At 55.1% G+C, this 23,478-nt stretch carries 24 protein-coding genes and 2 pseudogenes; 8 read left to right on the plus strand and 18 right to left on the minus strand.

Features of this window, described 5'->3' with window-relative positions; translation table 11 throughout:
- From AC1D19_RS26225 to AC1D19_RS26270, 10 genes and pseudogenes are all read right to left on the minus strand, one after another.
- A complete protein-coding gene (locus AC1D19_RS26225; protein WP_477765042.1) occupies nucleotides 1-1,221 on the minus strand; it encodes an FAD binding domain-containing protein in 1,221 nt (406 codons plus the stop codon).
- Nucleotides 1,218-1,700 (minus strand): VOC family protein, encoded by a 483-nt coding sequence (locus AC1D19_RS26230; protein WP_477757014.1) that lies wholly within the window; start codon nucleotides 1,698-1,700, stop codon nucleotides 1,218-1,220. The genes AC1D19_RS26225 and AC1D19_RS26230 overlap by 4 nt, the downstream gene beginning before the upstream one ends.
- Before the next feature lie 289 nt (nucleotides 1,701-1,989).
- Nucleotides 1,990-2,595, minus strand: a complete 606-nt coding sequence (locus tag AC1D19_RS26235; RefSeq protein ID WP_477765043.1) for a TetR/AcrR family transcriptional regulator — start codon at nucleotides 2,593-2,595, stop codon at nucleotides 1,990-1,992.
- A gap of 205 nt (nucleotides 2,596-2,800) precedes the next feature.
- On the minus strand, nucleotides 2,801-3,718 hold the full coding sequence (locus tag AC1D19_RS26240) for a LysR family transcriptional regulator (protein WP_477765044.1): 918 nt from the start codon (nucleotides 3,716-3,718) through the stop codon (nucleotides 2,801-2,803).
- Between the two features lie 115 nt (nucleotides 3,719-3,833).
- A complete protein-coding gene (locus tag AC1D19_RS26245) occupies nucleotides 3,834-5,045 on the minus strand; it encodes an MFS transporter (RefSeq protein ID WP_477765045.1) in 1,212 nt (403 codons plus the stop codon).
- Between the two features lie 514 nt (nucleotides 5,046-5,559).
- The gene (locus AC1D19_RS26250; protein ID WP_477765046.1) at nucleotides 5,560-6,750 is read right to left on the minus strand and encodes an MFS transporter; all 1,191 of its coding nucleotides are present in this window, start codon (nucleotides 6,748-6,750) and stop codon (nucleotides 5,560-5,562) included.
- Between the two features lie 115 nt (nucleotides 6,751-6,865).
- A pseudogene (locus tag AC1D19_RS26255) lies at nucleotides 6,866-7,054 on the minus strand (SAM-dependent methyltransferase); the annotation flags it as partial.
- A gap of 83 nt (nucleotides 7,055-7,137) precedes the next feature.
- A pseudogene (locus tag AC1D19_RS26260) lies at nucleotides 7,138-7,264 on the minus strand (hypothetical protein); the annotation flags it as partial.
- A gap of 74 nt (nucleotides 7,265-7,338) precedes the next feature.
- A complete protein-coding gene (locus tag AC1D19_RS26265; protein ID WP_477760242.1) occupies nucleotides 7,339-7,956 on the minus strand; it encodes a LysE family translocator in 618 nt (205 codons plus the stop codon).
- A gap of 249 nt (nucleotides 7,957-8,205) precedes the next feature.
- A complete protein-coding gene (locus AC1D19_RS26270; protein WP_477765047.1) occupies nucleotides 8,206-9,633 on the minus strand; it encodes a GGDEF domain-containing protein in 1,428 nt (475 codons plus the stop codon).
- 346 nt (nucleotides 9,634-9,979) lie between these two features.
- Between AC1D19_RS26270 and AC1D19_RS26275 the strand changes: the two genes are divergently transcribed.
- Both AC1D19_RS26275 and AC1D19_RS26280 read left to right on the plus strand, forming a co-directional pair.
- Nucleotides 9,980-10,339 carry an NAD(P)-dependent oxidoreductase gene (locus tag AC1D19_RS26275; RefSeq protein ID WP_477765048.1) on the plus strand — a complete coding sequence of 120 codons (360 nt, stop codon included), beginning with the start codon at nucleotides 9,980-9,982 and terminating at the stop codon, nucleotides 10,337-10,339.
- Between the two features lie 147 nt (nucleotides 10,340-10,486).
- The gene (locus AC1D19_RS26280; RefSeq protein ID WP_477757018.1) at nucleotides 10,487-10,675 is read left to right on the plus strand and encodes a CopG family transcriptional regulator; all 189 of its coding nucleotides are present in this window, start codon (nucleotides 10,487-10,489) and stop codon (nucleotides 10,673-10,675) included.
- Between the two features lie 21 nt (nucleotides 10,676-10,696).
- On the opposite strand, the gene AC1D19_RS26285 is transcribed toward AC1D19_RS26280, so the two are convergent.
- On the minus strand, nucleotides 10,697-12,358 hold the full coding sequence (locus tag AC1D19_RS26285) for a SulP family inorganic anion transporter (RefSeq protein WP_477760240.1): 1,662 nt from the start codon (nucleotides 12,356-12,358) through the stop codon (nucleotides 10,697-10,699).
- Nucleotides 12,359-12,533: 175 nt separating this feature from the next.
- On the opposite strand from AC1D19_RS26285, the gene AC1D19_RS26290 reads away from it, so the two are divergent.
- The 4 genes from AC1D19_RS26290 to AC1D19_RS26305 all read left to right on the plus strand — a co-directional run bounded on the left by AC1D19_RS26290 (nucleotide 12,534) and on the right by AC1D19_RS26305 (nucleotide 15,838).
- Complete coding sequence (locus tag AC1D19_RS26290) at nucleotides 12,534-12,764, plus strand: hypothetical protein (RefSeq protein WP_046043128.1); 231 nt, start codon at nucleotides 12,534-12,536, stop codon at nucleotides 12,762-12,764.
- A 243-nt stretch (nucleotides 12,765-13,007) separates the two neighbouring features.
- Nucleotides 13,008-13,952: a chromate resistance protein ChrB domain-containing protein gene (locus AC1D19_RS26295; protein ID WP_477765049.1), complete on the plus strand. Its 945-nt coding sequence runs from the start codon at nucleotides 13,008-13,010 to the stop codon at nucleotides 13,950-13,952.
- The gene (chrA, locus tag AC1D19_RS26300; RefSeq protein WP_477765050.1) at nucleotides 13,945-15,303 is read left to right on the plus strand and encodes a chromate efflux transporter; all 1,359 of its coding nucleotides are present in this window, start codon (nucleotides 13,945-13,947) and stop codon (nucleotides 15,301-15,303) included. The genes AC1D19_RS26295 and chrA overlap by 8 nt, the downstream gene beginning before the upstream one ends.
- Nucleotides 15,304-15,385: 82 nt before the next feature.
- Nucleotides 15,386-15,838 (plus strand): chromate resistance protein ChrB domain-containing protein, encoded by a 453-nt coding sequence (locus AC1D19_RS26305; RefSeq protein WP_477765051.1) that lies wholly within the window; start codon nucleotides 15,386-15,388, stop codon nucleotides 15,836-15,838.
- Nucleotides 15,839-15,858: 20 nt separating this feature from the next.
- Here AC1D19_RS26305 and AC1D19_RS26310 read toward each other — a convergent pair whose 3' ends face one another.
- From AC1D19_RS26310 to AC1D19_RS26335, 6 genes are all read right to left on the minus strand, one after another.
- The gene (locus AC1D19_RS26310) at nucleotides 15,859-17,013 is read right to left on the minus strand and encodes a nickel/cobalt efflux protein RcnA (RefSeq protein ID WP_477765052.1); all 1,155 of its coding nucleotides are present in this window, start codon (nucleotides 17,011-17,013) and stop codon (nucleotides 15,859-15,861) included.
- Nucleotides 17,014-17,020: 7 nt separating this feature from the next.
- Nucleotides 17,021-17,314 carry a metal-sensing transcriptional repressor gene (locus AC1D19_RS26315; RefSeq protein ID WP_477756175.1) on the minus strand — a complete coding sequence of 98 codons (294 nt, stop codon included), beginning with the start codon at nucleotides 17,312-17,314 and terminating at the stop codon, nucleotides 17,021-17,023.
- Between the two features lie 276 nt (nucleotides 17,315-17,590).
- Nucleotides 17,591-18,322 carry an MBL fold metallo-hydrolase gene (locus tag AC1D19_RS26320; RefSeq protein ID WP_477756176.1) on the minus strand — a complete coding sequence of 244 codons (732 nt, stop codon included), beginning with the start codon at nucleotides 18,320-18,322 and terminating at the stop codon, nucleotides 17,591-17,593.
- A gap of 8 nt (nucleotides 18,323-18,330) precedes the next feature.
- Nucleotides 18,331-19,089 (minus strand): amino acid ABC transporter ATP-binding protein, encoded by a 759-nt coding sequence (locus tag AC1D19_RS26325; RefSeq protein ID WP_477765070.1) that lies wholly within the window; start codon nucleotides 19,087-19,089, stop codon nucleotides 18,331-18,333.
- Between the two features lie 49 nt (nucleotides 19,090-19,138).
- Nucleotides 19,139-19,819, minus strand: a complete 681-nt coding sequence (locus tag AC1D19_RS26330) for an amino acid ABC transporter permease (RefSeq protein WP_477765053.1) — start codon at nucleotides 19,817-19,819, stop codon at nucleotides 19,139-19,141.
- An 11-nt stretch (nucleotides 19,820-19,830) separates the two neighbouring features.
- The gene (locus tag AC1D19_RS26335) at nucleotides 19,831-20,652 is read right to left on the minus strand and encodes an ABC transporter substrate-binding protein (RefSeq protein ID WP_477756179.1); all 822 of its coding nucleotides are present in this window, start codon (nucleotides 20,650-20,652) and stop codon (nucleotides 19,831-19,833) included.
- Nucleotides 20,653-20,789: 137 nt separating this feature from the next.
- Here AC1D19_RS26335 and AC1D19_RS26340 point away from each other — a divergent pair, with 137 nt between their 5' ends.
- Both AC1D19_RS26340 and AC1D19_RS26345 read left to right on the plus strand, forming a co-directional pair.
- A complete protein-coding gene (locus AC1D19_RS26340; protein WP_477760236.1) occupies nucleotides 20,790-21,695 on the plus strand; it encodes a LysR substrate-binding domain-containing protein in 906 nt (301 codons plus the stop codon).
- Nucleotides 21,696-22,129: 434 nt separating this feature from the next.
- Nucleotides 22,130-23,035 (plus strand): LysR family transcriptional regulator, encoded by a 906-nt coding sequence (locus tag AC1D19_RS26345; protein WP_477755691.1) that lies wholly within the window; start codon nucleotides 22,130-22,132, stop codon nucleotides 23,033-23,035.
- Nucleotides 23,036-23,043: 8 nt separating this feature from the next.
- Here AC1D19_RS26345 and AC1D19_RS26350 read toward each other — a convergent pair whose 3' ends face one another.
- The gene (locus AC1D19_RS26350; protein WP_477765054.1) at nucleotides 23,044-23,466 is read right to left on the minus strand and encodes a VOC family protein; all 423 of its coding nucleotides are present in this window, start codon (nucleotides 23,464-23,466) and stop codon (nucleotides 23,044-23,046) included.
- Nucleotides 23,467-23,478 lie beyond the last annotated feature (12 nt).

The following is a 23,478-nucleotide window of genomic DNA, read 5'->3' on the forward strand; positions in this document are numbered from 1 at the left end:
TTAAAACTTCACGGGCACTGCGGTTTCACGCATCACGGCTTCTGGAGTCCGGTACAACTCAGCCATTTCGCGCTCTTCCTCGCTTTTCAATTGCGCCTGCATATACGCGCCAAGATGCCTGGCGTGCTGAACTATCGAGGCGCCGAAACGGCAGCGTTGTTCGCTGTAGTCCACCAAGGCATCTTCAACGGATGCATGTCGCTCAAGTGCTTCGACGATTGCCAAGGCATCACCGGCCGCCTTGGTGACACCCATCCCGCAATGAGGACGGACCACAAATGCAGCGTCGCCGAGCAGAGCGACTCGTCCGAAATTCATCTTCGGCACTTCCAGGTCGTAAATCGGCTGGAACAGCGGTTGCGTTGCTTTCTTCACGACTTCGGCAAACTGCGGGGCAAGTAGCGTATCGGCGGACTTATACATATTGGCGAGCACATCACGACGTATCAGTGCCGGAGGAATTCCACCTTCAAACTGTTTACCGCTCTCATCCCGGAGCAGATCCTTCAACTCATCGTCGCCGCTGGTGCGGTACCAGACAAAATTGTAACGACGCTCTCCTGCAAGGGTGCTGTTCGACTGGCCAGCAACTGGATACCCCAAAATTTGCTCGCGCGGGGGTAAACAGAACGCAAATTTATCGAAGAGCGATGCGTGGGCGGAGTCGGAAAGAACACCTTCATCGACCAACCCGCGCCATGCGATATAGCCGGCGTATTGTAGGTGTAAGTCAGGTAAAAGCTGCTGGCGAATCGTCGACCGGAATCCATCGGCAGCAATAATGATGTCCGCTTGATGAGTTGTGCCATCAGCCAATGTGACACTGGCATGGGACTCCGTGCTTTCGACCGAGACGACGCTGCCACCGCAACGATAGAGCGAGTCTGGAAAAGCGGCGCGAAGAACCTGGTACATCTTCCCCCACGCAGTCAGCGTTTGCGGGAGCGCGTTCTCGAGTACGACATCGCCGTCCTGGTCCAAAGTGACGCGCAACAGCACATCGATACCTACCGACGCATCGAGTGGGATACCCGCAGCAGCCATCGCCTCGAACAATTCAGGATGTGTAACGATCCCTGCGCCACGTCCAGCGAGTTCGTCCGGAACACGTTCGAAGACTTCTACATCCCAACCTTTGCGTAGCAACATGTTCGCTGCAAACAGACCTCCCAGCGATCCACCTACGACAATAGCGCGGCGCTTGTTCGACATATTAATCATGGCTGCACCTCCACAGTCGCAGCGGCATAGGCGGTGTAGGAGCCGACGGCTTCAATCTCGGAGGCCGGGAAGTTGAGTTCGATGGTGACACCTGAAGGATCTTCGATGAAGACCTGATGCAGGCCCAGGCTCGGAACGGTGCGATCACGCCAGGCAATGCCTTGCGCTTTGAAGACGCTCCAGAACTCAACCAGGCCTGTTACCAGAAAAGCAATGTGATCAACGGTTCCAGTGCCCTTCAACGGGATTTCTTTGTCGCCGAGATACTTCTTCAAACCCTCGGGGTTGGAGGGATCGATCCCGATAATGTGGACCGTACCAAAGTCTTGCTCATCCCCTCCCATGTACAACCACACGCCAGGAAAGTCGAACGGCGGCCGGTAACCGGGGGTGAAACCGAGCACCCTTTCATAAAATTGGCTGGACTTTTCCAGGTCGAACGACCGGATCGAGTAATGAGCGAGTTTTCGGACTTGCATGGTGCCTCCAACTGTTTTTGTAGTTATTTATCAGTCGATAAACAGTAAGGCCTGACGAAATTGAAGTAAATAGCCGGAGGACCAAATTTTTTGAGGACTGCCCCTGAACCACGTCGTGGTGTCGTCTCGGCAGGGCGAGTTCCAGGTGTTTGGAAAGGGCTTTTCAGAGCGAAATAGCGGGGTGCGCGCCCTCCCACCACCTATCCAGCTAAAGGCTGAAACAGGTGATGAGTGGTCGACAAAAAAGAAGGGTGGCAGCAGGATGTCATTAGGTGGGCAAGCGGAAAAATCAATTCAAGCGAGGCATTTCGCCGAGGTCGTTGTCGACTTGAGCCAATACATGGGGACCGCCATTGAGGAACGCATCGACCATCTGCTCTATCAGCGCGTCAATGTCCTCGGTCACTGGAAGATCGTAGATCCATTTGCGCACGCCAATATAGAAAATGCTGGCATGCAAACTCCAGATCAGTTCGAGCTCTTTTTCATTGATCGTTTCACCGGAGGAAGGCGCCAGACCATGGGCATGGCGAATTTCCGCAATAACAGGAATGAAGACTCGCTCACGCAATTTGGCCAGATACCGATCGTTGATGCCTTCACGGGTCAACCCGGCGAAAACGAAAATGCGAATCCATTCTCGCCGCAGAATCACGTTTGCGTATGAGGTATAGAAACGAACCAGGCGAGCCTGAAGGGGCTGCGAACGATCCTTGATCATCGTCTCCCAAGAGGCATCCCACTGATATACCTCGTCGTAAACACGGTCAATCAATGCTTCTTTGCTGGGGAAATAGCGATAGAGCAACGGCTGGGTAACGTCCAGTTGCCGCGCCAGCTCACGAGTACTTCCCGAGAATCCGCACGTCGCAAAGTGCTCGATGGCTTTCTGCACGATCTGCTTTTCCCGGACCTCTGGCGAAAGGCGCCGAGTCGCCGCTTTGACGGTACCCTGTGAGTTCGCTGATTTTTCCGGCGCTTTCTCGTCTACGTTTTTTGAGTCTTGCATAACGCCTCACTAGAGCTTCATCGAGGCATCATACAAAACAAAAGAATGCGCTGGCTATGAACCCGCCCCGGCTTCTGAGGACGCCAGCAGATCAATTCCTGGGGAGGTGTTCAGGCCCCAGTAATTCACAGATGAAATCGATAAAAGCATTGACGCGTTTGGAGCCGCGATGATTGGGAAGATACAGCGCGGAAATGGCCGAACTTGCATCGTTGGGATTGATCACAAAAGACTCGAACAACGACGTCAAGTTGCCGCTGTCGATATCATCGTCGACAAGCCAATCAGGTAACAGCGCCACCCCACCGCCGGCCAGTACAACTTCGCGCAAAACCTCCGCATTGTTGCTTTTGAAGCGGCCTTCAATGGGTACTCGCGTCTCCTCACCGTCCTTTTGGAACGTCCAAACCTGCTGCTTTGACCCGTAACTGAAGCGCATGCACTCGTGCTGCAGCAGGTCCAGAGGCTGTTCGGGAAAGCCATGCGTATTCAAGTACGCGGCGCTGGCAACCGCCCGACGCCGAAAATGACCGATGGTACGACTGACCACACCATCCATCGCTGCTGCCGATCCCAACCGTATCGATAGGTCAACGCGCTCGCCGAGCAATTCGACGATGTCGTCAGAAAGTGTCATGTCCAACACCAACTGCGGGTAACGCTTCAACAGCGAGGCGATATGCGGAGCAATGAGACGACGTCCAAGCGCCACCGGCACAGAAATACGCAGATGCCCTGCAGGGACTTCCCCACGGTCAGTGACTGAGGCATCCGCTTCGGCCACAGCATTGAGCACCTCCCGCGCTTTCAAATAGTAGGCGGCACCGGCATCTGACAATGAGATTTGACGGGTGGAGCGGTTAAGCAGGACAGCGCCCAGTTCAGCCTCAAGCCCATCGATCATCCGAGTTACAGATGACGTAGCCATGCCTAATTGTCGTGCGGCAGAAGAAAAACCCTTCGAATCCACCGCCTGGACGAACATTTTCAATGCGAGCAGCTTGTCCATGACACTCCTTGAGTTACCGGGCGCTGATTGGGAACGGTGCGCCTATTTCACTGATTGGATTTGATAACTAACTTGGGGCGCCCTCCCCAATCACTTGTCCAGGCGACGGATTTACTCAGTGGGTCTGCCCGCTTCTACGGGACACCATCAAGAACGCGGTCAGAGTGGCCAGTGACAATGCACTTCCGACGGCGGCAATCGCCAACCAGCTGAAGTGTTCATAAAGCGAGCTGGCCACCGAGGAGCCGATCGCCCCGCCAATGAAGATGCTGATCATGTACAACGCATTCAGACGGCCTCGGTTGGCAGTGCCCAAGGCGTAGACGGCTCGTTGCCCAAGCACCATGTTCATCTGCACGGCAAAATCCAGCGCGATACCCGTAACCGCTAACCCGATCACACCGTAAAAAGGATTGATGAAGGCCGGCAGGAAACTCACTGCGCCCAATATCATGGCCAACTGTGAGGCTCGTCGAGTGTACCCTGCATCGGCGAGTCGACCACTGATAGGTGCGGCGATTGCGCCGATGGCGCCGACCAGAGAGAAAATCGCAATCTGACTTTGCGTGAGGCCGAACTCCCGGCTCAACACCAGGGGGACAGCAGTCCAGAACAAACTGAACGCGGCAAACATCAACCCTTGATAGAGCGCTCGCTGACGCAATACAGGCTCGCGGCAAAACAGTTGTCCAAGGGACTTCAGCAACTGACCATACGACGCGCGATGGGTCGGTTGCCATTTCGGCATGGTCATCCCGATCACCATGGAGATGACGAGCATCAACGCAGCCGCGCCGATAAATACTGCCCGCCAACCAAAATGGTCAGCAACCAGGCTCGACAGCGGCCGCGCAAGCAGGATCCCCAACAGCAAGCCCCCCATGATCCCTCCCACCACTCGGCCGCGAGACTCTTCCGGCGCCAGATGCGCGGCCAATGGAATCAGCATTTGCACGGAGACCGAGCTGAAACCGATGAGTGCCGAGACGACAAGAAACACACTCGGCTGCCTGGCCAAACCAGCGGCGATCAGGCTGAAGATTGTAACCACGATCGTCGCGATCATCAGTCGGCGGTTTTCCATGAGGTCCGCCAAGGGAACCAGGAAAAACAATCCGAGTGCGTAACCAATTTGAGTCAGCGATACGATAAAGCTAGCGCTGCCATTCGACATGCCGATATCCGGGGCGATCAAGCTGATAATGGGTTGCGCGTAATAGATGTTGGCCACGATCGCACCACAACAAAACGCAAAGAGGAGCACCATTCCCCTCGTCATTGAAGCTTTTGTTATCGCCGCTGCTGTGCCGCTTGTTGAAACGCTCATGCCATGAACTCCTGAGGTTCGACAGCGGTGACTTTCCAATAAAGGTCACCCGCCTGATGTTTGTCAGGTCACAAAATAGGCGGCACGCCCCAACGAGAGAATATGGACATGGCGCAACGTCATGTTGCGTCGTGCGCAAAAGCTGCCTGGGCGCAATCAACGCCTCCCGTGTGCATCATTGGCGTAAATTGCCCGCACTCACCTTTCCAGGTCGATGCCCATACGGCACCTGTCCTTCATGTGATTGACCTACCCCCCCTTTTCAACGCCCATCGACAAGCCGTTCGTGTTGAGCGCAGACTATTATTAATCGGTCGATTATTAATGCTTTCAACCCAAAAACACTCCTCTCCCTTCTTAACCGCTTCGAGTGTGGGTCGTCGATTTCGAGCTCACGAACGGGCGTACTTCACCGCTTTGGATAGGCTCCGTTTTGGAAGTGCGTGCCTATCATCCCCTATCCCTTGTCACGCTGACGTCGACACTGACCGATGTGAATACACCACGGGACACCTTACTGCTGCTTGAACAACAATATGAGCAGAGCCGTTGCGGCAAGCAACGCCCCCATGAGGAACGTGCTGCCTGCCCCAAAGTGCTGCCATAGCCAGCCCGCAAGAACACTGGCGATCAGCATGCATACACCACTGACCAAATTGAAAATACCGAACGCGGTGCCCTTGAGTGCATGGGGGGCATTGTCGGCCACCAACGACGCAAGAATGCCTTGACTGAACCCCATATGAAGCCCCCACAAGGCAACGCCCAGCATCATCATGATTACAGAACTGGATTGAGCCAGTAGCAGATCCGCCAAGACGAGCAAGACCATCCCCACGTAGAGCAACTTCGCTCGACTGATCCGATCGGATAGCCAGCCGGCCGGGTAAGCGGACAACGTATAGAAAAGCGCCATGACCACCATCACCAGCGGAATCCAGGCGACCAACAGGCCTGTCTGTTGCGCTCGTAGTACAAGAAATGCCTCGCTGAAACGAGCCAGCGTAAACACCCCTCCAATGATGACGATCCACCAATACCCGGAAGAGAAGTCGTCAAGGACTCTCCAGTGAATTGGAGATCGAAATGTGTGTTCGGTCGGGAGGTGTGTGGGTTCTTTTACTCCTGTGACAATGAGAACCACCGCCACTGCTGCCGGAATAACTGCAAACCACAGGACTAGCTGTATATCTGCGAGCCATAACATGAGCACGATGGCCAGAGCAGGGCCAAGAACAGCCCCGACGGTATCCATCGACTGCCGCAGCCCAAAACAGGCGCCACGGATTTCTGGTGGCGCCACATCTGCGATCAGAGCATCTCGTGGTGCCCCTCGAATGCCTTTGCCAATTCGATCCAGAAAACGCGCTGTAAAGAAAACTTCAACCGAGTGAGCGAGAGGAAAAAGGGGTTTGGACAACGCGGCTAAACCATATCCAAGCAAAAGCAATCCTTTGCGCCGCCCGATAAAATCGCTGAAAGCACCGGAGAAAATCTTGACGAGCATGGCGGTCGACTCGGCAATCCCCTCGATCACCCCGACGGTCAATGCACTCGCACCCAATGTCGTAACCAGAAACACCGGCAGCAAGCTGTGTACCAACTCAGAAGACAGGTCCATGAAAAGGCTGACAAAACCCAACGTCCAGACAATGCGAGGAATACGAAGACGCTCGGCGTTGGTGTGAGGACTTTCGGTACTCATATTTTCAACCTGAATCGTCCTTGCTGCTGTAGACACAAATGACCGGCAGCCTGGGTCGGTTTCTGCCCGTCACGGTAGGCAGAAACCGGCCAGAAACTGTCTGTCGCGTCCAGGTTCAAACCATTTTGCACGTCAACCAAGCACTCCAGAACAGGCTGCGGAAGAAACGAGTCGCGTCCCCGAATCCGGCGTCGTGTAACAGTGTTTGAACCGCCGCCTCAGAATGTGGAGGGTCAGCGCCTTGGAGGATTTCCCCCAGCTTTACCTTCACTTCATCCGGGCTGGCTCCATGCTCCCAGCGCCGGACTCGCCGCTCCGTGCTCGGTGTGCGCTGCGGTTTAATGGCGCAGTCGGAGCCGACGTTGGTGACCTCATGCGCAACGATCAAATGTTGAGTTCGTCGACGAAAACGTCGACTACACGCACCGGATTGGTGTCGCTGACGTAATCGTCGAGGCTCGACGGAAGCAAGGTGCCTTGACCCCCGATGTTCACCTTGAATAAAGCGCTTCATGGGCGATCCTTGCGATGAAATCCTCAGAAATCATAGCAAGGGTATTCGGGCTGGATAGATACTCAATCGTAGACTTATTGAACCAGCTGCCGGATCCCTAGAGACAAAATCAAACCACCGCATAATCGATCAATAGCTTTTTTCCTCCTTCGATACGCTGAAGCGATCTCAGGTTGCGAAAGAGCGATTGCGACCACTCCATACCAAGTCATCGAAACCACCACTACGACTGCCAGCATCGACAAAAACGTGCTTGGTGAAACGTGGGTGGGGGCTGCCGCTGAGAAAATAGCGGCATAGAAGGCCATGGATTTAGGGTTGCCAATGTTCGTAACGACCCCCTGAATAAATGACTGCCGAAAGTTTCCGACGACAGCATTATTACAGGGGGCAAGCGCGCTCTTCCCGGCCTTGAGCAGCAGTCGGAATCCAAACCACATCAGATAGGCTGCCCCCAGAATTTTTACGATCAGCGCCGCCCAAGGGAACGCAGCAAATACAACGCCAATACCTGCGATTGCACAGGTGGCCCAGAATAAATTGACCAATACGATGCCTGCTACCAAGGCCAAAGCTTCTGACCGCGTAGCAGCTACCGCTTTGTGGACTACTGCAACGAAATTTGGCCCTGGAATAACGACACCGGCCAGGTAAACCAAAAAGACTGTCAAAACGGCGGGACCATCGATCATCTGCATTCCTTGCGAGTGTTGTGGCTAGGGACGGTCTTTCAGATCAAGGTCTCCCGCGGACTCAACGTACAACGAAATAATCATTCGATACAGGGCTTTTGAGCGTAGTTGTGTTTTTACACGCTCTCGGCCAAAAGCGGTCGTATGTTGTGAATGGTGCGCTCAGAATGTGGAGATCGAACAACGCCCGATCCTGTGACGCAAAGCTGGGTATCGGTGCCGACGCTTTCAGCGACGTCGAGATAATGGTCAGGGCAGAGGTTGGAGGCTGGTTTTGACGGTAGTGACCACACGGTTACGGCCTTCGTGTTTAGCGTGATACAGGCGTTGATCGGCTGTACGCAGAATTACCTCGATAGTGTCGCCGTCGCGGCCAGATTGCGATACGCCGATGCTAACTGTGACCACGGTTGACCGCGGCAGGCCATGAGAAGAACTATTTGCAACGGTGCTTCGCAGACGCTCAGCGATTACGTGCGCGCCCTCAAGTGAAGTCTGAGGTAGCAGTATCATGAATTCTTCCCCGCCCACTCGGGCTACGCCGTCATATGGCCGGATCGAATCGAGGCATATCTCCACGAAACTCTTCAGGATGTCATCGCCAACCTGATGCCCGAAGCGATCGTTGATGGACTTGAAATTATCCAGATCGAGTGCCAACACGGAGAACGGCGCACCGCCGCGCGCGGTCCGGCCAATTTCGGCTTCGACTCGCTCCATGAACCGACGCCGATTATCAGCACCTGTCAGTGGGTCGGTCGCCGCAAGGTGCCCGAGTTCTTGATTGGTGCGCTGGAGTTCCTGCAGGGCGCTCTCGGTGTACGCCATCGCTTCGGCAAGACGCACCATTAACTCCTCTTGGCTGTAAATCTTCGAGAACGACCGCGTGGTGAGGAACGCTTGCACTACCCCATAGCTCAACATGAAAAATCCACCGGCGAAGATCGCATGAGCGAGCCACCACATATGGTTCCACGGACGTGCAAGGATGAAGGCGAAAGATGACAGCGCGAACGCGGTAACCGAGATGACAAAAATCATCATCAGCGGCGAACGGATACGGCGCAGCAGGAGCATTATCACGGTCAATGTGGAAAGAACGAGGGAACCACCTTCCATCGAGAGGCGCACCGCGAGATTGCCGGCGATCGACGAGTACGCAACGTACGCCACTGCCACGTCAACCAGCAGGAACAGTCCTATCCAGGTCAACCACGGGCGGGCCTTCATTCGTTGGTCCGCGACATCTGGTGGGCGGTGGTACGACAGCATTCCAACTAACAGCAGAATCGACATGACCAGTCGAGAGGCCGGTCCATAGAGCAGGAAGAGCCAGATATTGTGGTGCGCTTGCCCAGTGAACGCACCATGCAACGCGTAGATCAGTACAAAACCGAGAAAACCAAGCGTCATCCATCGCAGCAGCGGATCTCCCGATGACTGATAGCAGCGCCACGTTACGTAAGTAACAAACAAGCCTGCCAAGGTGGCTGTCGTGATCGCAACGATATGGAACAGGTGATTCTCGAATGTAAGGCTGGGGTCTTGAAAGAAGTATAAGTAGCCAATCAGATAGGCCGGAACCAACGCAAATCCCGCGAGCACCAAGTAGGCGTAAATCTTGACTATGAGGCGAACGGCTTCAGGTGGCTCGCCGGTGGCGATGAGATTGCTCATGGCTCCCTCCAATTTTAAATCCATTTAGCCAACACCGGTCCGGTGTTGGAGGCGCCTACATGCCAACGGTCCCTCGCATCATTACGGACCGACCTATGGAATTTCAATTTTAGACTCCTTACCAACTTCTGCTGCACAAGCAGGTAAAAATGTTCACGCGAACGCAATCATCTAACAACGAATGTCTCGTTATTCTCATCGGCCAAGGGTTAGCTGTCCTTCCTGAAAATCAGGTGGACACCATCCCTGGACTAGCGGAGTCAGCCAGATGACTTTGCCGGACGCGTACAGTTAATTGCCCCAGTCTCCCTAGCCACAGGAAGGTGGCACCGGTAGCGGACCGGCCATGCCAAACGACCTTCCCCCCGCCCTGCTCCACCGCCTTAAACAGAACATCATGGCCCTGGGTTGTGCCGTTGAAGAGATCGGTATTTGGATCGATCAGCGCGGCTCGACGATTGATCGTGAGTTGAACCTGATCTTTCATCCGGATGCGCTATCGCTGGTCAAGGCCGTCGATATCGTGAGTCTCCAGGTTCCGCTCTACCCCTCCAAAGAAGATCTACTCAACAAAAACACACTTGCCCAAATGAAGCGAAGCACCGACCTCATCAATTGCGCACGCGGAAAACTGGTGGAGCGCGATGCTGTCGTCCGGGCTTTGGAAGCCGGACATATGGCAGGGGATGGGGATTATCCACGCTGAGTCGAAGCAGATCCGACTCATCACCCACCGTGAGAGCCAAATCTTTTCTTGTGGGTAAAGTCGAAGTAACGAGCAGCACAGTGACAGCACGGGACAAGGCAATTACAATTTGATTAACATCTAGCGACTTGAGCGATTGAATACCCTATGGAAAGCAAGACTGCGCGCCTCACTGTGCTCATTGATCCCGTCAAGAAAAAAGCCTTCGAGGAACTCTGTGCAGCACAAGACCTGACGCCTTCGCAGGTAGTCCGTCAACTGATTCGTGACTACCTGGACACCCACGGTGCCAGCTATTCGACCAAAAGTAAGCATGCTGCCACTACCAAGTCATAACCTGATACGGGCGGTAAGCCCCTAGAGGGTCGACGGGCCCTCTGCAATACTGACCGCTTTAGCCAGCGCGGTGTTGAAGTCGGCGTGGTAATGCTCCGTGCCGATTTCTTGCAAGATACCTACCCTATCGAGCTTGTGGAGCACCTTCGTGTTCGCTTCGCAGAGTTTCACCACGATGTTGCGTTTGTGCAGTTGCTGAATGACCTCCTCCAGCACCTGCAAGCCAGTGATATCCATAAACGGTACACGCTTCAAGCGAATAATCAGCAGACGTGGATCGGTATGGGTCTGCGCCAAGACTCGCTCGAAGGTCTCAGCCGCACCAAAGAACAATGGCCCTTCAATCGTATAAATCAATGTCCCTGGCGGCAGGCGAGTGTGGCCATTGGCCCTCAGCTCTTCTTCAAGCTCGTGCTCGATTACCTGTTGCACCTCCACAGATGAGGCCATGCGGCGCATGAAGTGCAGCATCGCAAGAATGACGCCGATATTCACGGCGATCACCAGGTCACTGAACACTGTGAGGCTGAAAGTGATGAGCAGAATAGCTACGTCTGCGCGTGGAGCCCGCTGGACCATGCGTTTGAAGTGCTTCAACTCGCTCATGTTGTACGCGACCACGAAAAGAATGGCGGCCAGAGCGCACAGTGGGATGTTTGAGGCCAGAGGTGCCAGAAACAGAATAATAAGCACCAAGGTGACCGCGTGCGTAATGCCGGCCAGCGGGCTCGTGCCGCCGTTACGGATATTGGTTGCAGTACGGGCAATGGCTCCGGTAGCTGCGAAACCGCCAAACAATGGCGTGACCAGATTAGCCACTCCCTGACCGATCAGTTCCTGATTGGAATCGTGCTTGGTGCCCGCCATGCCATCGGCCACCATTGCGGACAGCAGCGATTCGATTGCTCCAAGCATGGCGATAGTGAACGCCGGACCAATCAAATCGATGACGCGAGACAACGTGATTTCAGGCAGGCTCAACGCTGGAAGGCCTTGAGGTATGCCCCCAAATGCACTGCCAATCGTGGCTACCCCCTCGAAATGAAAGGTTGACTGTATCGCTGTAGCTACTGCCATTGCGACTAATGGGCCAGGTACCCGTTTGAGTCCGGGAATTCTGGACGCGGTTGTGACCAGCAAAAGACTAAGTACCGCCAGCAGGGTCGTGGCCATGTGAAGATCCGGGAGCGCCTGGAGCAAATGCCAGATCTTTTCATGGAAATGCTCTCCACTGATCTTCGGTAAACCGAAAAAGTCTTTCCACTGTCCGACCCAGATGATCACGCCGATGCCCGCAGTGAATCCGACTATCACCGGGTCAGGGATAAACTTGATGATTGCACCGAGGCGGGCCATCCCCAGCAATAACAACATGACCCCCGCCATCATCGTGGCGATTTGCAGACCGTCAACACCATGCTTGGCCGTGACCCCCGCCAGAATCACGATGAACGCACCTGTCGGCCCGGCAATCTGCAAGCGGCTTCCGCCAAAGAGTGAAACCAGCAGACCACCGATGATTGCGGTGTAGATGCCTTGCTCAGGTTTGACGCCAGATGCAATGGCAAACGCCATTGCAAGGGGGAGCGCCACGACCCCGACGATCACGCCAGACACCAAATTGCGGAGCCAATGCTCTCGCCCCAACAACCCCGCCTTCCATGCCTCACCTATTGCAATCATGGCTAGCTCCTGAGTGGATGCATGTGCATAATATTAACATACAGTGATAATTTAAATGCCCTTGATCCACCGCTTCGTGCGGCTGGAGATGTTTATAGTGAAAGTTCAGATGGAGCTGGGCGGGCATGCACTGCAAATAGAGAATCTTGAGAGCGCGCGTAGCGTGGTGACTGACATGAATCGTAAAACCGTGAAAAGCAAACACGCCGAAGGCGTGACCTTTGACACCCATGTGATCGCGAATCCGACCAACCCCAAGGAGTGGATCGTGTTCTTCAAGAAGGACGCCGGGAGAAGTTATTTCCTGGTTGATGACAACGAGGAAGTGGAGTCTTTCGGGCATCTGGATGACCTGATCGCCGAGCTTCGAGACTTGGGCCTCAAGACCGCTGAAATCCATTTCTAAAAATCAATGCCTTTCTGGTAGTGCCCATATCGCACACCCTGCTTACTCCCGTCTCAAGCCAATTCGCCAAAATTTCCGTCATGAAGGCAATGCTGTTCAGTTAAGGAAATTGTAGGAGCGAGCTTGCTCCTACAGAGGACCACATTCGCTTAACTGAACAGTATTACGTCATGAAGGGGGCTTTTCGACCGCCCGAATCAGCGCTACTGTAAACATCACTACAAAAAAACTAGCGAGCTCTACATGTTAAACTGGCTAGCGTTGATTCTTGGCTTACCGACAGCGAATGCCACCGAGCGCATGCGCGCTTGGCGTGCACTGAAAGCTTCTGGTGCGGCGGTTCTGCGTGATGGCGCCTATCTGCTGCCTGATACCGGTGTCTGTCGTGAAGCGCTCGCAGCTGTCGAACGGGACATCCTGGCCATCAATGGCACCGCATTTATCCTGCCTGTCATGGATCCTGACGGTGAGCGTTTTGTCGGGTTGTTCGACCGCAGCGAGGACTACGGCAAGCTACACGCAGAGATCGAAGAATGCCGTGGGCAGCTCAATCCTGAAAACGCATTGGCCCTCACGAAACAGGTTCGCAAACTGCGTAAAACCTACGACCTGCTGACCAACATCGATTACTTCCCAGGCAAACCGAAGCAACAAATCGACGCTGCTTTGCAGGAGTTGGAGACAGCAGTCAGCAGAGTCCTGTCCCCAGACGAACCGCACAGCCACAACATACCCATAACGGTGCTCAACCGTGACGACTTTCAGGGGCGACTCTGGGCAACCCGCAAGCGTCCTTGGGTTGACCGCCTGGCTTGTGCCTGGCTGATCCGTCGCTTCATTGACCCCAATGCTCAGATCCTCTGGCTGGACACGCCACAGGACTGTCCGGCCGATGCGTTGGGCTTCGATTTCGATGAGGCGACTTTCAGTCATGTCGGCAACCGCGTGAGCTTCGAAACCCTGCAAGCCAGTTTTGAGCTTCAAGAGTCCGGTCTGAACCGCATTGCGGCCCTGGTGCACTACCTCGATATCGGAGGCATTCAGCCGGTGGAGGCTGCCGGTGTCGAGCGTGTGCTGGCAGGACTGCGCGAAACCATTACCCACGACGACCATTTGCTGGTCGCTGCGAGCGGCATTTTCGACGGTCTGCTCGCCGGGTTTGTGAAAGAGGAACAACCCAATGAGTAAGGATTTGGCACCAATGGTTGAAGACGAGCTGTTGAGGCCGGAAGCGATCAGTTTGCGTGAAGCGTTCCGGTTCTGGTTGAAGCTCGGCTTCATCAGCTTCGGCGGGCCTGCAGGACAGATCTCGATCATGCATCAGGAGTTGGTAGAGCGGCGGCGCTGGATATCCGAGCGCAGATTCCTGCATGCCCTCAACTACTGCATGTTGCTCCCTGGGCCAGAGGCTCAGCAGTTGGCAACCTATATCGGCTGGCTGATGCATCGAACCTGGGGCGGGGTGATTGCGGGCGTGCTGTTTGTGCTGCCCTCTTTGTTCATCCTGATCGCTTTGTCGTGGATGTACATCGCCTTCGGCGAAGTGCCTGTGGTTGCGGGGCTCTTCTATGGCATCAAGCCTGCCGTGACCGCCATCGTCGTGCAGGCGGCCCATCGAATAGGCTCTCGGGCATTGAAGAACAATTGGCTATGGGCGATAGCGGCAGCCTCATTCACCGCAATCTTCGCGTTCAATGTGCCGTTCCCTTTGATCGTTCTGGGTGCCGCACTGATCGGTTATGTCGGCGGACGCCTGGCACCCGAAAAATTCAGAGCCGGGGGCCATAGCGCCGCAAAAAAATCCTTCGGCCCGGCCTTGATCGATGACGACACTCCGTCCCCGGAGCATGCCCGGTTCAGCTGGTTGAAATTGGCATCGCTCGCACTGATTGGCGCCGCACTATGGGCATTGCCAATGGGGATTTTGACCGCACTCTTTGGCTGGGAAGGCACTTTGACCCAGATGGGCTGGTTCTTTACCAAAGCGGCGCTGCTGACGTTTGGCGGGGCCTACGCGGTACTCCCATATGTGTACCAAGGCGCGGTTGGTCACTATGGCTGGCTAACTCCGACACAAATGATCGACGGATTGGCGTTAGGCGAAACCACACCAGGGCCGCTGATCATGGTGGTGGCTTTCGTCGGCTTTGTCGGGGCCTATGTCTCGCAAGTGTTCGGTGCCGATCAAATGTTTCTGGCTGGGGCTGTCGCCGCCTCCCTGGTGACATGGTTCACCTTCCTGCCCTCGTTCCTGTTCATCCTCGCGGGTGGCCCGCTGGTGGAGTCGACCCACAACGAACTCAAGTTCACGGCACCGCTAACTGCCATTACAGCGGCAGTCGTCGGCGTGATCCTCAATCTGGCGTGTTTCTTCGGTTATCACGTGCTATGGCCGAAGGGCTTCAGCGGCAACCTCGATTGGCCCTCAGCCCTGATCGCCATTGCAGCGGCAATTGCCTTGTTCCGCTTCAAGCGGGGCGTTATTCAGGTGCTGATGACCTGCGCACTCGTCGGCTTGGCAGTGCATCTGTTGCGCTGAAAACACGAGCTGGTTAACAGTCTATGGCGGGCACCGGGCTCGCCAGATCACCCAGCCTACCGAGCTAGGCAGGAGGTGTTCCATGAGATGGATTACCCGTGAACGACCCAAGATCGACCGCATCGCCTGCCCTTGGTTGATCGCTCGTTTTATCGATCCGCAACCCGAGTTTTTGTATGTGCCCAGCGCTGATGTGCTGCGGATAGCCGCAGAGAAAAATGCTGCACCTTACGACATTCCCGGCGTTGAGCTGACCCATGAGGGCGAGCTGTGCAGCTTCGATGCATTTCTAAAGAAGTACCGGCTCAGTGAACCCGCCTTGCAGCATCTGGCCAGGATCGTGCGCGGCGCTGATACCTCTCGCCTGGATCTAACGCCGCAATCGGCGGGGTTGTACGCCATCTCACTGGGACTGTCGAAGTGCTTTGCGAATGACCATGAGATGCTGGTACACGGCCTGATCCTGTATGACGCACTCTACGCATGGTGCAAGGAGTGCCAAGGTGAAACGCATAACTGGCCTGCGCAAATGTGAAGAGTCCCGGTTACACAGCGTTATGCGGTCAGGCCGATCCAGCCATGGAAGCCTACGTACAGACCTACACCGATGATCAACACGCTCGACAGGTATGGCGCTCGACGAGCCACGGAGCCCAGCCATGGCCAGCGATTGGAAGCTTGTTTAGCGCCAATAGCCGCCGCCACTCCCACCGCCACCAAGGTAATCGCCAAGCCAATGCTGAAGCACAGAACCAGCATCCCACCCAGCGCCACTTCTTTAACCTGAAGGCACAGCAGCAGTACGGTGATGGCCGCAGGGCACGGAATCAAACCGCCTGTAAGACCGAACATGACGATCTGGCCTGTGGTGACCTCACGGTTGGTAAAGCGCTTGCGGATGTCGTTGGCATGCGCACGTTCATGCGCATCCTGATAGCCATCAATCGACAACTCCAGGCCTTCCGGCCCGGAAGGCGCATGCCCGTGATCATGCTCCTGATACTCCAGATCGTAATCATGGGAATGCCCCGCATGCCCAAGACTCAAGCGAGCACTGAATTCATGCGGCTCCGGGATATCGACTGCCGACTCCAGGAAGCCTTCGCGCTCGACAAAAGAGAAGGATTGCGTGCTGCCGTCTGGACGAGTCGTCATCAGGCGAACATCTGAGGCAGCCCAGGCATGTCCGGTCAATGTTTTCAGGCGCCAATGCGGTGGCATGTCTACTTCGAATATCGACAGTTCGACACGGCCATGGCCGGTATCGATTCGGTGGGTTTCATCATGATGGTCATGGTCATGGTCATGGTCATGGTCATGTTCGCTGTGGTGGTGGTCATCACCTTGCTCGAACTTGAACATCTGCTCACCGCGCCAGGTACGCCACAGCATCCAAAGCGCAATCACGATGATCAGTGCGCAGGACGCCATCTGGAAGTACGGCTCAGTGGTTTGAGCGTCGAGGCCTTGGCCCAGGTACATGCCGCCGATGGCGACCAACCAGACCACTGCGGTGTGCGACAGCGTCGCGGCCAAGCCCAACAGAACGGCCTGTTTGACCGAGCCGCGGATGGCCACGATAAAGGCCGCCATCATGGTTTTTGAATGGCCTGGTTCCAGGCCATGCAAGGCACCGAGCAGAATGGCGCTCGGGAAATACAGCCAGGCGTGAGCCCCGCCTTGTTGCAGCAGTTCAGCGAAATTGGGCATGTCAGACCTAGAGGTACTTGGTGATTTGCTTGAAGGCTTCCAGTGGTGCGCGCTCGCCATTGTTCAACGCCGAGACAGTGTCCTCCAGGCAGTGATCAATGTGATCCTGTATGAGCGTGCGCTTGGCTTGGCACACCGCTTTTTCAACAGCATGCAGCTGCTGGGCAATGTCTACGCACTCACGCCCCTCTTCGATCATGGTGATGATTGCGCGTAAATGGCCGTCTGCCCGCTTGAGGCGTTTGATGATCGCCTCATGACTTTGGTGGACGTGTGGGTGCGCGTGTTCGTGCTCACTCATGATTTGAGTCTTCGCGATTAGAGAATTACGCGAATCTTATCCCCCCTGGGGGGATACAAGCAATCTAGAATCCGTCTGCACCTGGGTATAGATCCGGGCGGTTAATTTCTGGCTACTGCGACAGGCAGTTATGGGTCGGTTTCAGCCCATCGCAACAGGCGATAATCGGCCAGAAGCTGCCCTTCATGAACGGCAGCAATGGCCAAAAGTGGGCAATCGTTTACGGTGAAACGATGCTCCAGACGGATATAACACTCTATTCGATAACCCGCCCGATCAGATCGTTGCCTTGGCTGATGTGCCGTGAAGATATTGCCTCGCAATAGCCTTCATCTGCTCGGAGGACATGACTGCGCCATGTCCTCCGTGAATGCACTGCACCTCCAGATCGATCAAGCGTTGCATCGTCTGACGGTAAAGAGCCTGGTTCGAGCAGGGCAGGTTATCGACCAATCCACCGATGTAGATGACATCACCACTGAAAAGCACACCTGCAGATTCGTCGAGTAGGCCGATGGAGCCATGAGAGTGACCGGGTAAATGAAGTACCCGTAGCTGTTTGTCTCCCAGATCGATGATGTCTCCCTCCTCTACGGTCTGGGTCAATGGAGCCGGCCTGATGCAGTAGTGCTCCGGCGACCAGTTCAGGCAAGGTGATTGCGTCACTGCGCCCGGCAAGCTGCGAAACACATGAGCCAAGGTGTCCTGATCAACCATGCGGGCAAAATCTTCCGCCTCAGCTGGGTGCCCGAGTCGTGTTTCGAACTCATGGAAACCGCCGACATGGTCGGCATGAATATGGGTCGCCACCGCAATAAGCCGCTTACCTTCTTCTAGAGCCAGGGCTGGTCGTAACGGAACCAACCCCATGCCGAAATCAATCACCAGATCGGCATCGCGCCCTCGCACGTGAAAGAGGTTGGCGGCAAAGTAGCGGTGCACATAAGGCTCGCTCAAGCACGTGATGCCATCGCCCAGGTCCTGCCTTTCGTACCATTCATCCCTCATGGAGCACCTCAATGCAGAAGCTGGCCAAGAAAGCGCTGGGTTCGTTCGTGGCTCGGCTGGGTAAATATTTGATCAGGCGAACCACACTCGACGATTTGACCTGCATCCATGAAGACAACTTTGTCAGCCACCTTGCGAGCAAAGCCCATTTCGTGGGTAACACACACCATGGTCATCCCCTCTTCCGCCAGTTGAACCATGGTGTCGAGCACCTCTTTGATCATCTCCGGGTCCAGCGCTGAGGTTGGTTCATCGAACAGCATCACTCGGGGGTTCATGCACAAGGCTCGTGCAATGGCAACTCGCTGCTGTTGGCCTCCCGACAGTTTGGCGGGATAGCAGTGGGCTTTGTCCGGGATGCGTACCCGCTCCAGGTAATGCATGGCCAGTTCCTCTGCTTCTCGACGAGGCATTTTGCGTACCCAACGTGGAGCCAGGGTGCAGTTTTCAAGAATAGTGAGGTGAGGAAATAGATTGAAATGCTGAAACACCATACCCACTTCACTACGCACCCGGTCGATGCGTTTGAGCTGACCGGTAAGTTCCACGCCGTCGACGACGATGCGTCCTTCCTGGTGTTCCTCCAGGCGATTGATGCAGCGAATCAGGCTGGACTTGCCAGAACCGGAGGGCCCGCAAATGACCACCCGTTCGCCCTGCTGGACATCCAGATCAACATTTTTCAGTACTTGGAACGTCCCGTACCATTTGCCAAGCCCCCGAATTTCCACCGCAGTTGGCTGAGTCTTGGCAAGCGCGACTGGCATATCAATGGACAGTTTCATGGTGTCTCCTGTTTTGCCCGGAAAACCGCCCTTAGCGGTAGCCATTGGAAAGAACGCGCTCGACGCGCATCTGCAAGCCCGTCAATACCGAGACCAGCAACATGTAGTAAACCAACGCAGCGCTGTACCACTCCAGGAACTGAAAACTCGTGGCAATTGCAAACTGGGTGGTGGTCATCAATTCATTCAAAGAGATGATGGTCGCCAGGGAAGTCGCCTTGAGCAGCGAGATGAACTCGTTAACCAAAGCAGGTAGCGCAATACGTAAGGCTTGCGGCAACACCACCAGCATGAACACTTGCCATCGATGCAGGCCCAATGCCGCTGCGCCTTCGCGCTGGCCGCTGCTCACCGCAGCAAATGCACTGCGAAATATCTCGGTCAGATAGGCGATCTGTATCAGCGTCAGAGCAATGAATGCCGCCAGAAAAGGCGTGAACCAGCCACCACGAAAACTGGGGAACAGTTGCGGTAGCCCATTCCAGATAAACAGCAAGACCAGCAACGCCGGAGCACCACGGAACAACCACACATAACTGGCCATCGACCAGCGCACGCCGCGCCGCGACGAAGTTGCACAGGAGCCGGTGAACAGCGAAACACCCATCGACAACGCCATCACGCCAACCGACAACACAAGGGTCAGCAACGCCCCTTTAGCCAGCGGCCAGCCGAATACTGCGTCCAGGAATAACGAAGAATCAAACACCATGACGCTCACCCTTACTGCTGAGCCAATTGGACGTCTGTCGACTGGGTTGGCAGATTCCACTTGGCGAGCAGCGTTTTCAGTTCACCACTTTGCTGCAAGGCACCCAGCGCATTGTTGAGTTGTTGCAAATCGGCAGTGTTCTTGCGCAGGTAAAGTCCAAACAGGTCAGCGTCTGGATAGGTGTAGGTAATCTGTAGTTGCCCAGGTACCTGGGTACTGCGATAAGCCGCCGTTGTATCCTGGGTGATCGTCGCGGTTGCTCGCCCTACGAGAACCTGCTGGATGACCGCCGAAGCCGACGGGTACGTCTGCATGCTGATGGGCTTGCGACCGTTTTCTACCAGCTGTTTGTTGAGAGCCTTTACCGTGTCCTCGTAGGTGGTGCCCGCCTCGATAGCGATCACCTTGCCGCTCAGATCTTCCGGTTTGCGGGTTTGCTCATCCCGTGCCGACGTCACCATGACCTTGGACGATTTGAAATAGCCAACACCGTCGTAGCGCTTCAAACGTTCGCTGGTAAGGGTCATGCCGCTGGCAACGACATCACAACGTTCTGAGTCGAGAGACGGCAACAGACCTTTGAAATCGCCCACAACCAACTGGAGTTTTACGCCCCAGTGTTTGGCCAGCGCAGCCATGACATCCACCTCAAAACCAACCATCTGGGTGTCGCCGGGCTTGGCGTAGAACTCCATCGGTGGAAACTCGCCGGCCGTACAGACTTTTAATGTGTCGCCCTGAGCGAACGAAGGTTTCGTGCTGCTCAGATCAGCTGCAACGGCCAAGCTGCTGGCCATACCCAAACCCAGAAAAATTGCGGCTACTTGTCTCATGACATTTCTCTTGTTGTTTTAGTGGTTTAGAGGAGGAATGCGGTAACGCAGGGCAATGGTGCTGGCGACAAAGAGGGCAAACAAGCTAAACTTTTTATAGGGTTATTCTTTAGAAAAACTGAAATATAGGCACGGCAATGGCGCTCCCACCTCTCCATAGTTTTCGGGTATTCGAATGTGTCGCACGACTGGGGAATATTGCCGCGGCGGCGGTGGAGTTACATGTCACCACGGGCGCAATCAGTCAGCAGCTTCGGGTTCTGCAAAGTGGGCTGGGTAAGGAGTTATTCGAGAAGCAAGGTCGACGACTGGTCCTGACCGACAATGGCCGTCTCTTGCAACATCGGGTAGCCAACGCGATTTGCGAAATCCAGGATGGGGTGCGACAGCTGTCCAGTGAACATGAGGGAGAACGGCAGAAAATCGAACTGACGCTTTCTATTCCCAGCGTGCATGGCGTCACTTGGCTTGCCACGCGGCTTTTCGCGTTCATGGATGACAATCCGCACATCAAGTTGAATGTCATCACCGCAAGTTACTTCAATACAGTTGATTGGCGACGAGCCGATCTGGCCGTGATTTACGGCGTCCCTCCCTGGCCTGGCTTCTGGTGGCGATTACTGCACGGCATCCGCATGACACCCGTATGTAGCCCCCAACTATTGCGCGGCCCCAAGGCCATTCGAAGCGTGTCCGACCTGGCTCATTATCGATTGCTTCATGAAGACGATGGCGCCCAGTGGCGACGCTGGCTGTCCGAGGCACGCTTTGGACAATCGAGTGACTCGGATATTTACTTCGATGATTTCGGCATGGTTCTGCAAGCTGCTCGCGATGGGTACGGCGTGGCACTCAGCGACGAGGTTGTGTCCGCCCGCGATCTGGATGAAGGCCGACTGGTACAGCCTCTCGCCCTTGCCGTGCCAGCTTTGCAGAACTATTACTGCGTGTGCAGCGAAGGTAATCGCGATCGTGAGGAAGTGAGCAATTTCATCGAGTGGTTGATTGCGCAATCGCGACTACCTGTTACGCCTCAGGTGTAAATTGCTTTTCGTAGGGAGTCGGATCATACGACAGCATGACGGCTTCAACCCGCTGACTTCGAGTGTGAGCGTCCGTATGGGATGTGGATTCAACCAGTCGATGTAACACTCCTGTTTACACAGAATCCAGTGTGTTGCATCCACCGGCTGAATCCACGGTCGAGTACTGCCTCTACCTCTCTGGGGGCGCTCAATGCAGCTGAAGTGCGGACCCGCCGAGAGCTTGGCGCTGATATTCGTTAACAGCAGCAAGCAGCGCTGTAACCGTCCGGGTAAGACACCTGTCGTTTCCCGCCACAAGGGCGCATTGGTACTAGCTCCTGAAATTGCGGTAATGCTCCGGGAGTAGTCACCCTGCTCCTGTAGAGTGATCTGTCATCGCTTACGACAGTTTGGTACGCTGTCCTGACGCACCTGACAGATTCGAGCCCATGCTGGAAGAGCTACGAAGAATCGACCTAAATCTATTGCTGACCCTTCATGCATTGTTGTTGGAGCGGCACGTGACTCGGGCATCGGTTCGACTGCATAAAAGCCAGCCAGCTGTCAGCCATGCCCTGGCTCAACTTCGAGCGCACTTTGACGATCAATTGCTGATTCGTCGCGAAGGGCAATTGGTGCTCACCGCCAGAGCTCAAAGCTTGCTAGGGCCTCTTGAACAGGCGTTAAGGCACCTCAATGACTTGCTGGGGGCTTCTGACTTCGACCCCAGCAGCTCTCAAGCACGGTTCCGGCTATCGCTGTCCGACTATGCCACTCGCCGGGTACTGCCTGGCTTGGTACGGCATGTTCGCAATGTAGCGCCTGGAGTGGATCTGGCTGTCAGCCAAGCGAGTCGTGAAACCATGATGGCCCAATTAGCTGATGGTGAGCTCGATGTGGCGCTTGGTATCTTTCCGGAGTATCCGGATGGCATCCATGTGCAGGAGCTTTTCCCGGAGCATTTTGTCAGCCTCGCCGACGAAAGCGCCCTACCGGAATGTGGCTGCCTGACGCTAGAGGAATGGCTGGAGCGTCCGCATGTGATGCTTGCCCTTCGGCCTGATGCGAATGACGAGATCGAAAGAGTGCTGGCAAGCATGGGACTGCGTCGAAGAATCGCTGTGGCACTTCCTCATTGGAGCGCCGCAATCGAACTCATTGCCGGCACAGACCTTATCCTGACCGTTGCGAGCTGGGCCGTCAGTGGGCTCGACAGATATCCAACACTCCGAACGTTCGATGCTCCTCTAGATCTTCCCGTCCTGTCCTATCAACAAGCATGGCATGCCCGTAAAGACGCAGACCCTGCCAACAGGTGGATCAGGGAAGCAATCTTGAAGTGCAGCCAGAGCACCTGAATCTTGACTTAAGCAGCTCCCGACTCAGCGGGGCCTTTGAGCTCAACCTGATTACCGTCAGGATCGAAGCAGTAAATCGATAGACCAACGCCTTCGGCCCCGTACCTAGTCACCGCCTTATCAGCAACGATGTCAAAAGCTTGCAAGTGGGCAAGGATCGCCTGCTCATCGAAGGGTTCGACTCGAAGGCAGAAATGATCGACATTACGTCGTTCTTTCCCTGGCGCCCCGCCGCCCATGGCACCCAAGGGGCCATTAACGTCCACCAGATCGATCATCGAGCTTCCCGCTTTAAGGTGGATCATGGCGTACTGGTCATTGCGCTTCTTAATTGAGCATCCGAGAACCTGGGTATAGAAATCGACACTCCGCTCCATGTCCTCAACTCGCAGGACAACGTGGTCGATGTGCTGAACTTTGAAAATAGACATTCAATCGTCTCC

The organism is Pseudomonas sp. P1_C12 (genome assembly GCF_056406435.1).